This window comes from Enterobacter vonholyi (assembly GCF_040834095.1).
In the GTDB taxonomy this organism is placed as follows: Bacteria; Pseudomonadota; Gammaproteobacteria; order Enterobacterales; family Enterobacteriaceae; genus Enterobacter; species Enterobacter vonholyi.
Genome location: NZ_CP162152.1, coordinates 3,476,473 through 3,489,720 on the forward strand (window position 1 = coordinate 3,476,473; position 13,248 = coordinate 3,489,720).

Sequence of the window (13,248 nt, forward strand, 5' to 3'; positions counted from 1 at the left end):
GCCTTTTTCTTTTCTGCTTAAGCCTGCTTCGCCAGAAACGCCTCAAACGACTCGGTATCCGCCGCTTCAACCTCTTTCTGACGCACCACGGACGCATCGCGTTCCGCGACAAAATCCGCTTCGCTCAGCACTTCTAACGGCTCCTGCATCAGCATTTCACGGTACTCCGCCGAAAGTGAGCGACCCGTACCACCAATGCCCTGATCGATCATAGAACGCAGAATACGCGCTGAGAATGTCAGTTCCGGGTTATCAAAGCACGCTACCAGCTGGTCGCAAATCTGTTGATATGCGTCGCCACCGTCGATGCTGTCCATCGTCCGGGCAACTCGCTTCAGATCGCGGAACAGATCTTTACCGACTTTCGTCAGCGGGAACTGTGCCGTTTCGCAGCCGATACCCAGCGTCAGACCCGGTTTACGTCCTTCCAGAATAACGCGGTTCCAGTTTGTTCGGGTACAGAGCAGTTCGTCTGAACTCATTTCCGGCGCATCCGCCAGCACGCACCAGACCATAAACAGATCCAGGAAGCGAACCTGCTGCTCATCAACGCCAATCGGTGAGAACGGGTTGATATCCAGCGAGCGCACTTCAATGTATTCGATCCCGCCGCGCTGCAGCGCATCCGACGGGGTTTCGCCGCTGCGCGTCACGCGCTTAGGACGAATAGGCGCATACAGTTCGTTCTCAATCTGCAGCACATTGCTGTTGATTTGCAGGCGCTTGCCGTCTTTTTCGAGGCCGATTTTCTCGTACTCTTCCGACGGGGTTTTGATCGCCCGCTTCAATCCTGCCACATATTCGTGCAATTCGTTAAACGTAATACCGAGATTGCTTTGCGATTTATTGGTATAACCGAGATCGCTCAGGCGCAGAGAGGTGGCATACGGGAGATAGTACATTCCGCACTCGGTCTTCTCGAATGGCAGCGTGGTCGGTTTCCCCTGCAGGAACGAAGAACAGATCGCCGGGGAGGCACCAAACAGATACGGGATCACCCAGCCGAAACGGTAATAGTTGCGGATGAGGCGGAAATAGCCCTCCGAGATCGCGTCTTTATCCGTTTCACCGCATTTCGCCTGCCAGAATGCCATTGGCAGCGAGAAATTGTAATGCACACCCGAGATCGTCTGCATCAACGCGCCGTAGCGGTTTTTCAGCCCTTCACGATAGAGCGTTTTCAGCCGGCCGATATTTGACGTGCCGTACTGCGCCAGCTCAATCTCCTGGCCCTGCTCGATATAGCACGGCATGCTGAGGGGCCACATACGTTCGTCGCCCAGGTTGCGCGCGGTGTAGCGATGGATATCGCGCATGATCGTCAGCATATGATCAATATCACCCTCTACTGGGGTGATGAACTCCAGCAGCGCTTCAGCGAAATCGGTTGTGATCCATTTATGTGTCAGCGCCGAGCCTAACGCCTTCGGGTGACCCGTTGTCGCTAAACTGCCGTCTGCGTTAACGCGCAGCGTTTCACGCTCAAGACCACGCTGAATACCCTTCAATGCCTGAGGGTGGTTTTCCAGCCAGGCCAGCGCCTGAGATACGTCCGGGATCAAATTGACCTCCCGCCTGTCAAAGTAATGTTACTCAGCATAATTGTAATGGTTGACGATTGAAGGTCGCGTATTCATTCCACCAATTAGTGCCACCACGTCATACCCTGTAGTGTTGCCCACGCCACGAGAACATAGCGCAACGCCTTGCCAAGGCACAAAAAAAAGAGCACCGGTCCCCAGGAGATACGCATCCATCCCGCCAGCAGACACAGTAAATCGCCTATTACAGGCATCCAGCTTAATAACAGCGTGGCAGCGCCATAGCGTTTTAGCCAGCCGACTGCCTTTTCCTGCCAGCGCGATTTTTCACGCAGCGGAAAGAAACGCCCAAGAATAACGTTAGTCAGCCCTCCAAGGCTATTACCCATTGTTGCTATTACTACAAGCAGCCAGGGCTGACTCACGCCGGACAATAGCATCGCCACCAGCACCACTTCCGAATTTCCCGGTAACAGCGTGGCGCTTAAAAAACTGCTGGCGAATAATGAGGCAAGTGACAGCGCGTCACTCACAGTAAGCGTACATCCACCGCATCCATTCCGGCATCACGCGCGGCCTGGATGCCGAAATCGGCATCTTCAAACACGACGCATTTTGCCGCCGGGACGCCCATTAATTCTGCGCAAAGCAGGAAGGTGTCCGGTGCGGGCTTGTGATGTTTAACATGATCGGCGGCGACCACGGCAGAAAAATAGTGGCGCAGGCCAAGATGATTGAGCAAAGCTTCTGCAATCGCACTTTCGCTGCCTGTTCCTACCGACATCGGGCGACGCCCGTGCCACTCTTTTACCACATCAATCAGCGGCAGAGGGCGTACGGTATCTAAAAGCATGGCTTTTACTACATCGGTTTTTTCGCGCGCGAGCAGGTGCGGGTCGAGATCGGCCTGATTCAGTTCAATCACGGCCTGTGCAATACGCCAGGTGGGAGATCCGTTGAGGGCAATCATCGCCTGAAGATCGAAACGCATACCGTAGCGGCCCAGGACGTCTGTCCAGGCTTGACGATGCGTGGGTTCGGTATCCAGGAGAGTGCCATCCATATCGAAGATCAAACCGTCATACTGTGCGTACATCGTGCTCTCGCTAAACGATTAACAAAGCATTACTTTATCGTAAATGGTGGTTTTTGTCGCTGACTGAGAGTGTGATTGCTGACGGAACGTCGAAGGAATAAACAAAGAAGGAGAAGATGGTGCATCCGGGAGGATTCGAACCTCCGACCGCTCGGTTCGTAGCCGAGTACTCTATCCAGCTGAGCTACGGATGCATCGGGAAATGCTTTCAGAAACAGTAAATGGTGCATCCGGGAGGATTACTCGGCTGCGCCTCGCCCTTTGGGCCGTTGCTAAAGCAACGTTATCCTCCCTGGTGCTTGCGATTAACCCGCAGACCTTGAAACAACAGCGTGGCTATTATCTCGGAGAATATGGTGCATCCGGGAGGATTCGAACCTCCGACCGCTCGGTTCGTAGCCGAGTACTCTATCCAGCTGAGCTACGGATGCATCAGGGTACTGCTTTCAGAAATAGTAAATGGTGCATCCGGGAGGATTCGAACCTCCGACCGCTCGGTTCGTAGCCGAGTACTCTATCCAGCTGAGCTACGGATGCATCGGGATTTACTACTGTACTGCTCGATATTCATATCACTTCTAAAGCAATATGAAGTAATAGATGGTGCATCCGGGAGGATTCGAACCTCCGACCGCTCGGTTCGTAGCCGAGTACTCTATCCAGCTGAGCTACGGATGCAAAATGGCGGTGAGGCGGGGATTCGAACCCCGGATGCAGCTTTTGACCGCATACTCCCTTAGCAGGGGAGCGCCTTCAGCCTCTCGGCCACCTCACCACACAACGCCTCTTTCGAGTGCTTCGAGCAACTCGTTAAGAGCTTCTCGTCGCTGCGTGGCGCATATATTACTTTCTGGGACTTATAAGTCAAACAATTTTCCAAAAGCTTTTATCGTTTGCACAAATCACACGCAATTCGCATGTAAAAGCCGCAAAGAGGGTGTTTTATAAGCGGATTTTGCAGGATTCTTCACAGAAAACCTATGCAGAAAAGGCGGCGATAGGACGAGTTAAGGGTTATGGAGCGGTTAAAAAGAGAGCGATTGAAATTAAACGGTAACTTTGAGCAGGAAAAATGACAGGAGGGTTGCGTCTCGCCCGACAGCGAGACGCGACAATATCAGTAACTGGACTGCTGGGATTTTTCAGCCTGGATACGCTGGTAGATCTCTTCACGGTGGACAGATACTTCTTTAGGAGCGTTAACACCAATACGTACCTGGTTACCCTTTACCCCTAAAACTGTCACGGTGACCTCATCCCCAATCATGAGGGTCTCACCAACTCGACGAGTCAGAATCAGCATTCTTTGCTCCTTGAAAGATTAAAAGAGTCGGGTCTCTTGTATCCCGGCATTATCCATCATATAACGCCAAAAAGTAAGCGATGACAAACACGTAAAGTGTAAGCAGTCACGGCATCACATTCTGTTAAACGTAAGTTTAGCCGATATACACAAACTCAACCTGACTTTATCGTTATCGATAGCACAGTGAACAAGACGCCATAACGTTACCGCTATGGCGTCTGCTTGTGCTTTGTAGTTATTACAGTTTCGCGCTTACCCAGCTTTCAACGCTGGCCAATGCTGCAGGGAGTGCCGCCGCATCCGTACCACCGGCTTGCGCCATGTCCGGACGACCGCCCCCCTTGCCGCCCACCTGCTGAGCGACCATACCAATCAGTTCCCCTGCTTTTACGCGGTCGGTCACATCCTTAGATACGCCCGCAATCAGAGAAACCTTACCTTCTGCCACTGTCGCCAGCACGATGACGGTAGAACCAAGCTGGTTCTTGAGATCGTCGACCATAGTTCGCAGCATCTTAGGCTCAACGCCCGCCAGATCGCTGACCAGCAGTTTGACGCCCTTAATGTCTACAGCCTTGCTGGAGAGGTTTGCACTCTCCTGCGCCGCAGCCTGCTCTTTCAGCTGCTGCAGCTCTTTTTCCAGCTGACGCGTGCGATCCAGCGCAACGCGCACTTTCTCGCCCAGGTTCTGGCTATCGCCTTTCAGCAGCTGCGCGATATCGTGCAGTTGATCGCTCTGCGCATGCAGGCTGGCAATCGCACCTTCACCGGTCACCGCTTCAATACGACGCACGCCTGCCGCCGTACCCGACTCGGAAACAATACGGAACAGGCCGATGTCACCGGTGCGCGAGGCGTGTGTACCGCCGCACAGCTCGGTAGAGAAGTCGCCCATGCTCAGCACGCGAACACGTTCGTCGTATTTCTCGCCAAACAGCGCCATCGCACCTTTTTTCTTCGCGTCCTCAAGATCCATGATATGAGTCTCGATTGGCAGGTTACGACGGATCTGCGCGTTCACCAGATCTTCCACCGCACGGATTTCAGACGGCTTCATCGCTTCAAAATGCGAGAAGTCGAAGCGCAGCACTTTGTCATTAACCAGAGAACCTTTCTGTGCAACGTGGGTACCGAGCACATCGCGCAGGGCAGCGTGCATCAGGTGGGTTGCCGAGTGGTTCAGACGAATGCGCGCGCGGCGAGCTTCATCAACGTTAGCCTGGACGCCCTCGCCCACTTTCAGAGAACCGGAAACCAGTTTGCCCTGGTGACCAATCGCCTGACCGTATTTTTGGGTGTCGCTGACGCTGAAGCTAAAGCCATTGCCCTTCAGTTCGCCTTTATCACCAACCTGGCCGCCGGATTCGGCGTAGAACGGCGTTTTGTCCAGAATGACAACCGCATCCTGACCCGCACTGATGCTGTCCACGGCTTTGCCGTCAACAAACAGGGCGGTCACTTTGCCGGTCAGTTCCAGCGCCTCATAACCTTTGAATTCAGACGCGCTATCAACGCGGATCATCGCGTTGTAGTCTGCACCGAAACCGCTGGACTCACGCGCACGACGGCGCTGCTCTTCCATCGCGGCTTCGAAGCCCGCTTCGTCAACTTTGATGTTGCGCTCGCGGCAAACGTCCGCCGTCAGGTCAACCGGGAAGCCGTAGGTGTCGTACAGGCGGAAAGCGGTTTCGCCATCCAGCGTGTCGCCCTTGAGCTTCGCCAGCTCTTCGTCCAGCAGCGCCAGACCGCGCTCCAGAGTACGGGCAAACTGCTCTTCTTCGGTTTTCAGAACCTGCTCAACCTGCGCCTGCTGGCGTTTCAGCTCGTCACCGGCTGAACCCATCACGCCGATCAGTGGCCCAACGAGTTTGTAGAAGAAGGTGTCCTTCGCGCCCAGCATGTTGCCGTGACGAATAGCACGACGAATGATACGACGCAGCACGTAGCCACGGTTTTCATTCGACGGGATAACGCCGTCTGCAATCAGGAACGCGCAGGAGCGAATGTGGTCCGCGATAACGCGCAGCGATTTGTTGTTCAGATCGGTCGCGCCGGTGACTTCGGCAACGGCTTTGATCAGGGTGCTGAACAGGTCAATCTCATAGTTGGAGTTAACGTGCTGCAGAACCGCGGCAATACGCTCCAGGCCCATACCGGTATCAACGGAAGGCTTCGGCAGCGGCTCCATCGTACCGTCGGCCTGACGGTTGAACTGCATGAAGACGATGTTCCAGATCTCAATGTAGCGATCGCCGTCTTCTTCCGGGCTTCCTGGAGGGCCGCCCCAGATGTGGTCGCCGTGATCGTAGAAGATCTCGGTGCACGGACCGCAAGGGCCGGTGTCACCCATCTGCCAGAAGTTGTCGGACGCGTAAGGCGCGCCTTTGTTATCGCCGATGCGAATAATACGCTCGCGCGGGATCCCGACTTCTTTTTCCCAGATTTCGTAGGCTTCGTCATCGGTTTCATAGACGGTAACCCACAGACGCTCTTTCGGCAGGTTGAACCAGTTTTCACCGGTCAGCAGTTCCCACGCATACTGAATGGCATCGTGTTTGAAGTAGTCGCCGAAGCTGAAGTTACCCAGCATTTCGAAGAAGGTGTGGTGACGCGCGGTGTAACCGACGTTTTCCAGGTCGTTGTGTTTACCGCCCGCACGCACGCAACGCTGTGAGGTTGTGGCGCGGGAATAATTACGCTTGTCGAGACCAAGGAACACATCCTTGAACTGGTTCATCCCGGCGTTGGTAAACAGCAGAGTCGGATCGTTGTTCGGTACCAGGGAGCTGCTGGCAACAACCTGGTGTCCCTTACTATGGAAAAAATCGAGAAACGCCTGACGGATCTCAGCGGTGCTCTTGCTCATAATTATCCTGAAATCAAGCTAACGAAATGTCGTAGCCAGCCTGTATCGGTAAACCGTTGGACAGACCAGCTACTGGAAAAAGTGGGAATAAGATAAGTTTTCTTTAGTGGGAAGTAAAATCCCGCATGCGTTCAATCGGCAAAATTACGCCAGATATCCTGAATATCTTCCATCAGAAAGCCGCGGTAGAGCAAAAAGCGCTGGATTTTGACTTTTTCTGAAAATTCACGCGGCAGCGGCTCGCCGTACTTGCGAATCGCTTGTTCTCTTGCCAGTTCGCACCAGTCAATATCGCATTCGCGCATCGATTTTTCGATGGACTCCCTGGCTACCCCTTTCTGGTTTAGCTCCTGCCGGATGCGCGCGGGCCCGTATCCTTTACGGCCACGGCTGGCGAGAAACCGCGAGGCAAAACGCTCGTCATCAAGATAGCGATGCTCATAGCACCAGGCGATGACGCGGTCATAATCTTCCGCGGCGGCATCAATCTCTTCCGGGCCGTTTTTACTCATCACCGGCGCCGACAGTTTTCGCCGCAGCTCCTGTTCACTGTGGTCACGGACGGCCAGGATGCGCACCGCGCGATCAAGTAAGCGTGCATACGCGGGTCGACGTGTTGTCGGTTCACTCATAAAAAAACCTGCTGATTCAGAAATGCAAAAAGGGCCGCATCAGCAGCCCTTCATTGTTAAACGAGAGAATTAAAAGTCTTCGTTAGTTTCTTCAGCATCCGCGCTATCAACCGCGAAATCAGGCGTGGAGTCCTGGTTGTTCAGCAGAAGCTCACGCACTTTCTTCTCGATCTCTTTCGCCGCAGCCGGGTTCTCTTTCAGCCAGGAGATGGCATTCGCTTTACCCTGACCAATCTTGTCACCGTTGTAGCTGTACCAGGCGCCCGCTTTTTCAATCAGCTTCTCTTTCACGCCCAGGTCAACCAGCTCACCGAAGAAGTTAATACCTTCGCCGTAGAGGATCTGGAACTCAGCCTGCTTGAACGGCGCAGCGATTTTGTTCTTCACAACCTTGACGCGGGTTTCGCTACCGACGACGTTCTCACCCTCTTTCACCGCGCCGATACGGCGGATATCCAGACGGACAGAGGCGTAGAATTTCAGGGCGTTCCCCCCGGTCGTGGTTTCCGGGTTACCGAACATCACGCCGATTTTCATACGGATCTGGTTGATGAAGATCAGCAGCGTGTTGGACTGCTTCAGGTTACCCGCCAGCTTACGCATCGCCTGGCTCATCATACGAGCCGCAAGGCCCATATGAGAGTCGCCGATTTCGCCTTCGATTTCGGCTTTTGGCGTCAGTGCGGCAACGGAGTCGACCACGATAACGTCAACAGCACCAGAACGCGCCAGCGCGTCACAAATTTCCAGTGCCTGCTCACCGGTGTCCGGCTGAGAACACAGCAGGTTGTCGATATCGACACCCAGCTTACGGGCATACACAGGGTCCAGCGCGTGCTCGGCATCGATAAACGCACAGGTTTTACCTTCGCGCTGTGCCGCGGCAATGACCTGCAGCGTCAGGGTGGTTTTACCGGAGGACTCTGGCCCGTAGATTTCTACGATACGGCCCATAGGCAGGCCGCCAGCGCCCAGCGCGATATCCAGAGAAAGCGAACCGGTGGAGATGGTTTCCACATCCATGGAACGGTCTTCACCCAGGCGCATGATGGAGCCTTTACCGAATTGCTTTTCGATCTGGCCCAGTGCTGCCGCCAACGCTTTCTGTTTGTTTTCGTCGATAGCCATTATTACTCCTGTCATGCCGGGAGAAGCGACTGTGCTTCACCGTGGATTTCTGTTCTGTTGGTGCAATTATACTGTATGGTCATACAGTATCAAGTGTTTTGTAGAAATTGTTGCCAGAGCGTTTTTAACGCATATTCCGTTGCCTGACGACGCACGCTTTCGCGATCGCCGCTGAAGCACTCCCGGCGGGTGATGCCTTCGCCTTTAGAAGTAGCAAACCCAAACCAGACTGTGCCGACAGGCTTCACGTCGCTGCCGCCGTCCGGGCCCGCAATGCCGCTAATGGAAATTGCGTAATCTGCGCGCGCCTCTTTGAGCGCACCAATGGCCATCTCGATCACCACCGGTTCGCTGACCGCGCCATGCTGTTCAAGCGTGGATTCGCGCACGCCAATCATCTGTGCTTTAGCTTCGTTACTGTAGGTCACAAATCCGCGTTCAAACCAGGCGGAACTGCCGGCAATATCGGTAATCGCTTTCGCCACCCAGCCGCCGGTGCAGGATTCCGCGGTGGTGATTGTCGCGCCACGCTGCTTCAGCGCAAGGCCAACAATCTCGCTAAGCTGCATCAATTCATGGTCAGTCATTCTCGCTCCAGGCATCAGAAAAACGTGCTGCACAAGATAGCACTTTCTCGTCAGATGTGGGGATGCACTTCAGGTTTTACGAGGGAGCTTCAGAAAAAAGCCGATGCGGGCGCACCGGCCGTGGAAATGTTATTTCATGCTGTCGGCGAGGGTGTTCACATTGTGGCGAAATGCCTTAACGTAGGTGTCTGCCACCCCGCCTTTTGCCGACAGAGCTTCCGGATACAGTTCGCCCCCCGGCTGTGCGCCCGTCGCCGACGCTATCTGCTTCACCAGACGCGGATCGAGCTGATTTTCCATAAACCAGGTTTTGACGCCGTCGGCTTTGATCTGATTGATAATCTCAGCAACCTGCGACGCGCTGGCCTCGCTCTCGGACGACAGTCCCTGCGGCGCCATAAACGTCACGCCGTAGGCGCGGCTGAAATAGCCAAACGCGTCATGGCTGGTCAACACGTTACGCTTCGCCTGCGGGATCTGGCTAAAGCGCGTTTTGGCCCAGCTATCCAGCTGGTTAAGCTGCGCGATATACGGTTTACCGGAGGCTTCCAGCGCGGCTTTGTCCTGCGGATCGGCTTTCACCAGCCCGTTCAGAATATTTTGTGCATACAGCGCCCCGTTCGCCGCGCTGTTCCACGCGTGCGGATCGGTCACGGTCTTTCCATCTTCCTCAAGCGTGTGAGTTTTCACCCCGACTGAGGCGACGACCAGCTGTCCTTTGAACCCGGAGGCCTTCACCAGCCGATCGAGCCAGCCCTCCAGCCCCAGGCCGTTCACCACCACCACATCGGCCTTGCTCAGCGCCGCGCTGTCTTTCGGCGACGGTTCAAACGTATGCGGATCGCCGTCCGGCCCCACCAGCGTCGTCACGTTCACATGGTCACCGCCCACCTCCTGCGTGATATCCCCCAGTATCGAAAAGCTGGTGACCACATTCAGCGTTTTCGCCATCACGCCGTGCGACATCATCCCCAGCGCGAGCGCCACTACTAATCCTGTTCGTTTCATCGTTTCCCCTTGCGTTAAAAAAGCGCGCGCAGGCTGCCAGCGAGCCTGCTTCGCGTGCCCAGTAAAATGGAAATAAAGAACAGCGCGCTGGCGGTGAGCACGATGGATGGCCCGGCAGGCAAACTCATTGCCCAGGAGAGGCTCAGCCCCAGCCATGCGCAGAAAATACCGCTGATGCCCGCCATCAGGAGTAACGCAGGCAGCGTGCGCACCCAGCAGCGGGCCGCCACGGCTGGCAGCATCATCAGCCCGACGGCCATCAGCGTGCCGAGCACCTGAAAACCAGCCACCAGGTTAAGAACCAGCAGCGCCAGAAACAGTCCGTGCAGCAGGCCGGGCAGCCAGCGGGCGTTCACCTGTAGCCAGGCGGTATCAAACGCTTCTGTGACCAGCCCGCGATAGAACAGCGCCAGCGTGATAAGGGTGAACATACACACGCCCGTAACAAACAGCGCGGCGTCGTTGTCCACGGCGAGGATGGAGCCAAACAGCAGATGCAGCAGATCGACATTCGACCCGCGCAGCGACACCAGCGTGACGCCCAGCGCCAGTGAGCCAAGGTAAAACCCCGCGAAGCTGGCATCTTCCTTAAGCGGCGTGCGTCGGCTGACCAGACCGGCCAGCAGCGCCACGGTAATGCCCGCGATAAAACCGCCAATACTCATCGCCAGCAGCGACATGCCGCTGAGTAAATACCCCACGGCAACGCCCGGCAAAATGGCGTGAGAAAGAGCGTCGCCCATCAGGCTCATCCGACGCAGCTGAAGAAACACGCCGAGCGCGGTAGTGCTGACCGAGAGCGCAAGGCAAACCACCAGCGCGCGACGCATAAAGCCGTACTCAATAAACGGCTGAAAAAAGAGATGCCAGATCATGCCACCCTCACCCGCTCGGTTTTCCACTGGGGCACGTCAGCATCCAGCCGCAGCGTTTGCGGGAAATGGCGCGACACGCGCTCGCTGTCGTGCAGTACCGCGAGCAGCGTTTGCCCCTGCATATACATCTCCAGCATCACGTCCATCAGCACGTTGCAGGTGGCTTCATCGACGCCGGTAAAGGGCTCATCCAGCATCACCAGCGGCGCCTGCTGTACCAGAACGCGGGCAAACAGCATGCGCTGGAACTGCCCGCCGGAGAGCTCATCGATGGTGGATAAGGCCATGGTTTCCAGTCCGACGCGCTCAAGCGCGCTGGCAATACGCAACCGCGTTTCGCGACGAAACCCGGAAAGCAGCGAAATGCCCGGCCAGCAGCCCATGCTGACGACATCGCGCACGGTCAGCGGAAACTGCGCCTCCAGCGCGTGACGCTGTGCCAGCCATCCGATTACCGGACGCTTCCCCTGCCAGCGAAAGCCACCGCTGACGGGAGGAATAAACCCCGCCAGCGTTTTCAGCAGCGTGGATTTCCCGCAGCCGTTAGCGCCGATAATGGCGGTCATGCTTCCGCGCTCAATCGTGCCCGAAAGTGGCCGCGTAATGGGCTGGCGTTCATATCCCGCGACCAGTTCATTCAACACAATCATGGCAATGCCACCGCCCAGCGCACGGCCAGCCCGATAAAAACAACCAGCACCAGCCCCAGCAAAAGCCGCACCAGAGCAGACAGAGAAAAAAGGGATGTTGACATCTCGACACCATATTAAATGTTATAACATAACAATACTGAAAGGTGGTTAAGATGTAAATGGCGGGTTTGCAGAGGGAGTGTGGCGAAATGTTTCTGCGGGAAATAGGTGCGCGCGGGTGCCCTCACCCTAGCCCTCTCCCAAAGGGAGAGGGGGAATAAGGTGACTTACTGACTAAACGGTGACGCCGCCGGCACGCGGGCCTGCGATACCGCCAGCCCCAGCTGCCATACGGCCATCGCATAGTGGGTGCTGTGGTTATAGCGGGTAATGGTGTAGAAATTCGGCAGACCGTACCAGTACTGATAGCCCGTCCCGACATCCAGACGCAGCAGGCTCGCCTGTTGCGCGTTGCCCAGCGGCTGCGTTGGCGTTAGGCCTGCCGCTGCCAGCTGCGAAATGCTGTAGTTGGTTTTGAAGCCGTTTTCCAGCCCCAGCGCCTGGCCGTTGGCCTGCACCGCCACCTGGCCGCCCGGCACCCAGCCGTGCGCTTTGAAGTAGTTCGCCACGCTGCCGATGGCATCCACCGGATCCCACAGGTTGATATGGCCATCTCCGTTAAAGTCGACGGCATACTGTTTATAGGACGACGGCATAAACTGGCCGTAGCCCATGGCGCCGGCAAACGACCCTTTCAGATCGAGCGGATCGTCCTGTTCGTTGCGCGCCATCAGCAGGAAGGTTTCCAGCTCGGAAGAGAAATACTCCGCGCGGCGCGGGTAGTTAAAGGAGAGCGTCGCCAGCGCATCCAGGATGCGGGTTTTCCCCATCACGCGGCCCCAGCGGGTTTCCACGCCGATAATCCCGACGATGATTTCAGGCGGTACGCCGTATACCTGCCACGCGCGGTTGAGCGCCTCTTCATACTGATTCCAGAACGCCACGCCGTTTTGCACGTTGTCCGGGGTAATAAACTGCTTGCGATAGCGCAGCCACGCGCCGTTCGGCCCGCTCGGCACCTGGGCCGTCGGCGCCTGTCTGTCCATCAGGCGCAGCACATAGTCCAGACGCTTCGCCTGAGACAAAATTTCGTGCAGCTGCTGTCTGTCAAAGCCGTGTTTGCTCACCATTTTATCGATGAACTGCTCGGCCGCCGGGTTATTCGCGAAGTCGCCCCCCATCTGCATCATATTGTGCTGCGGCTCCAGCAGGAATCCTCCGGAAGGCTCGCCCGCCGTTTGCTGAACGGCTTCGGTCTTAGGTTTGCTACTACAGGCAGACAGCAGAATAAGCGCAGGCAACAGCGCTGCATAACGACGCTTGAACATGAGACATCCATTTAACGGGTTCGATAAGAACCCAGTATGGTAAAGCATCCGCAACACCTCAAGGAAGCGGTACGCACCTTCCCTACGCAAATCCGCGCTTTTTTCCATCGAAAATCATTATCCCCACCAATAAACTTTCAAAATAATCCGTTTTTCTTTCATTGTGAGATCTAACTAACACTTTAAAAC

12 protein-coding genes and 5 tRNA genes are annotated in these 13,248 nt (G+C 55.7%); all 17 read right to left on the reverse strand.

The genetic code is table 11. The features are described 5' to 3' along the window. Positions 1-17 precede the first annotated feature (17 nt). Positions 18-1,562: a glutamate--cysteine ligase gene (gshA, locus tag AB3N39_RS16285; RefSeq protein WP_325814239.1), complete on the reverse strand. Its 1,545-nt coding sequence runs from the start codon at positions 1,560-1,562 to the stop codon at positions 18-20. An 83-nt stretch (positions 1,563-1,645) separates the two neighbouring features. Beyond that, positions 1,646-2,074 (reverse strand): YqaA family protein, encoded by a 429-nt coding sequence (locus AB3N39_RS16290; protein ID WP_021241956.1) that lies wholly within the window; start codon positions 2,072-2,074, stop codon positions 1,646-1,648. Next, positions 2,071-2,637, reverse strand: a complete 567-nt coding sequence (yqaB, locus tag AB3N39_RS16295) for a fructose-1-phosphate/6-phosphogluconate phosphatase (RefSeq protein ID WP_367896892.1) — start codon at positions 2,635-2,637, stop codon at positions 2,071-2,073. The genes AB3N39_RS16290 and yqaB overlap by 4 nt, the downstream gene beginning before the upstream one ends. 117 nt (positions 2,638-2,754) lie before the next feature. Next, positions 2,755-2,831: transfer RNA gene (locus AB3N39_RS16300), tRNA-Arg, on the reverse strand. 160 nt (positions 2,832-2,991) lie between these two features. Next, positions 2,992-3,068, reverse strand: a tRNA-Arg gene (locus tag AB3N39_RS16305). A 29-nt stretch (positions 3,069-3,097) separates the two neighbouring features. Then, positions 3,098-3,174 (reverse strand) — tRNA-Arg (locus tag AB3N39_RS16310). A 64-nt stretch (positions 3,175-3,238) separates the two neighbouring features. Further along, positions 3,239-3,315: transfer RNA gene (locus tag AB3N39_RS16315), tRNA-Arg, on the reverse strand. Between the two features lie 4 nt (positions 3,316-3,319). Beyond that, a tRNA-Ser gene (locus AB3N39_RS16320) sits at positions 3,320-3,412 on the reverse strand. A gap of 342 nt (positions 3,413-3,754) precedes the next feature. Next, the gene (csrA, locus tag AB3N39_RS16325) at positions 3,755-3,940 is read right to left on the reverse strand and encodes a carbon storage regulator CsrA (protein ID WP_000906486.1); all 186 of its coding nucleotides are present in this window, start codon (positions 3,938-3,940) and stop codon (positions 3,755-3,757) included. A 241-nt stretch (positions 3,941-4,181) separates the two neighbouring features. After that, positions 4,182-6,809 carry an alanine--tRNA ligase gene (gene alaS, locus AB3N39_RS16330; protein WP_223580361.1) on the reverse strand — a complete coding sequence of 876 codons (2,628 nt, stop codon included), beginning with the start codon at positions 6,807-6,809 and terminating at the stop codon, positions 4,182-4,184. Positions 6,810-6,940: 131 nt separating this feature from the next. Next, positions 6,941-7,441, reverse strand: coding sequence for a recombination regulator RecX (gene recX, locus AB3N39_RS16335; RefSeq protein ID WP_143345438.1), 501 nt, complete (start codon positions 7,439-7,441; stop codon positions 6,941-6,943). Between the two features lie 69 nt (positions 7,442-7,510). Further along, positions 7,511-8,569, reverse strand: a complete 1,059-nt coding sequence (gene recA, locus AB3N39_RS16340) for a recombinase RecA (protein WP_024907698.1) — start codon at positions 8,567-8,569, stop codon at positions 7,511-7,513. Between the two features lie 89 nt (positions 8,570-8,658). Continuing rightward, the gene (pncC, locus tag AB3N39_RS16345; RefSeq protein ID WP_032643004.1) at positions 8,659-9,156 is read right to left on the reverse strand and encodes a nicotinamide-nucleotide amidase; all 498 of its coding nucleotides are present in this window, start codon (positions 9,154-9,156) and stop codon (positions 8,659-8,661) included. A 129-nt stretch (positions 9,157-9,285) separates the two neighbouring features. Then, positions 9,286-10,164 (reverse strand): metal ABC transporter substrate-binding protein, encoded by an 879-nt coding sequence (locus AB3N39_RS16350; protein ID WP_143345439.1) that lies wholly within the window; start codon positions 10,162-10,164, stop codon positions 9,286-9,288. 14 nt (positions 10,165-10,178) lie between these two features. After that, positions 10,179-11,039 (reverse strand): metal ABC transporter permease, encoded by an 861-nt coding sequence (locus AB3N39_RS16355; RefSeq protein WP_032660373.1) that lies wholly within the window; start codon positions 11,037-11,039, stop codon positions 10,179-10,181. After that, complete coding sequence (locus AB3N39_RS16360) at positions 11,036-11,689, reverse strand: metal ABC transporter ATP-binding protein (RefSeq protein ID WP_143345440.1); 654 nt, start codon at positions 11,687-11,689, stop codon at positions 11,036-11,038. Before AB3N39_RS16360 ends, AB3N39_RS16355 begins: the two co-directional genes overlap by 4 nt. 269 nt (positions 11,690-11,958) lie before the next feature. Next, complete coding sequence (gene mltB, locus AB3N39_RS16365; protein ID WP_168708011.1) at positions 11,959-13,059, reverse strand: lytic murein transglycosylase B; 1,101 nt, start codon at positions 13,057-13,059, stop codon at positions 11,959-11,961. Positions 13,060-13,248: the final 189 nt, after the last annotated feature.

What these genes read in the sequence shown, in the direction of transcription:
- yqaB (WP_367896892.1), bottom strand. Translation starts at nt 2,637, where the DNA reads ATGTACGCACAGTATGACGGTTTGATCTTCGATATGGATGGCACTCTC.
- csrA (WP_000906486.1), bottom strand. Translation starts at nt 3,940, where the DNA reads ATGCTGATTCTGACTCGTCGAGTTGGTGAGACCCTCATGATTGGGGAT.
- alaS (WP_223580361.1), bottom strand. Translation starts at nt 6,809, where the DNA reads ATGAGCAAGAGCACCGCTGAGATCCGTCAGGCGTTTCTCGATTTTTTC.
- recX (WP_143345438.1), bottom strand. Translation starts at nt 7,441, where the DNA reads ATGAGTGAACCGACAACACGTCGACCCGCGTATGCACGCTTACTTGAT.
- recA (WP_024907698.1), bottom strand. Translation starts at nt 8,569, where the DNA reads ATGGCTATCGACGAAAACAAACAGAAAGCGTTGGCGGCAGCACTGGGC.
- pncC (WP_032643004.1), bottom strand. Translation starts at nt 9,156, where the DNA reads ATGACTGACCATGAATTGATGCAGCTTAGCGAGATTGTTGGCCTTGCG.
- AB3N39_RS16350 (WP_143345439.1), bottom strand. Translation starts at nt 10,164, where the DNA reads ATGAAACGAACAGGATTAGTAGTGGCGCTCGCGCTGGGGATGATGTCG.
- AB3N39_RS16355 (WP_032660373.1), bottom strand. Translation starts at nt 11,039, where the DNA reads ATGATCTGGCATCTCTTTTTTCAGCCGTTTATTGAGTACGGCTTTATG.
- AB3N39_RS16360 (WP_143345440.1), bottom strand. Translation starts at nt 11,689, where the DNA reads ATGATTGTGTTGAATGAACTGGTCGCGGGATATGAACGCCAGCCCATT.
- mltB (WP_168708011.1), bottom strand. Translation starts at nt 13,059, where the DNA reads ATGTTCAAGCGTCGTTATGCAGCGCTGTTGCCTGCGCTTATTCTGCTG.